This window comes from Maribacter sp. 1_MG-2023, assembly GCF_030547005.1.
Lineage (GTDB): Bacteria > Bacteroidota > Bacteroidia > Flavobacteriales > Flavobacteriaceae > Maribacter.
In genome coordinates, this window is the sequence record NZ_JAUOPN010000045.1 from 1 (window position 1) to 512 (window position 512).

Consider the following 512-nt stretch of genomic DNA (forward strand, 5'->3'; position numbering starts at 1 on the left):
GCCATTTTACTTTGAACATAAATACTGAAATCGTCAGCATATCTTACATAGCGATGCCCACGTTTCTCTAATTCTTTATCTAACTCATTGAGTAGGATATTAGAAAGAAGCGGACTTAAAGGAGAACCTTGCGGGACGCCTTTTCTTCGCTTTTGTAGCTTACCGTTAATTAGTATAGGCGCTCTAAGAAATGAACGCAATAGCCGCATCGTGGCTTTGCACTTCACCTTTTTGTCTATCAACTCTAAAAGTATATAGTGTTCTACTTCATCAAAGAAACTCTTTAAATCTATATCTACTATATGCTGAAAACCTGAGTTGACATTTAAAAGACTTTGTGCAATGGCTTGATGCGCATTACGCTGTGGTCTGAATCCGTAACTGTGCGATTGAAAACATGGCTCAAATATAGGTTGCAGTACTTGGTGTAATGCCTGTTGAAACACTCTGTCAACAACCGTAGGAATACCGAGTAATCGTTTCTTACCATTGCTCTTGGGGATTTCAACGCC

Annotated in this window: 1 protein-coding gene; it reads right to left on the reverse strand. The window is 39.3% G+C overall.

Going from position 1 to position 512, the window contains the following annotated elements:
- A partial coding sequence (locus tag Q4500_RS18630; protein ID WP_303601061.1) for a reverse transcriptase domain-containing protein occupies positions 1 to 512 on the reverse strand: 512 nt, incomplete at both ends.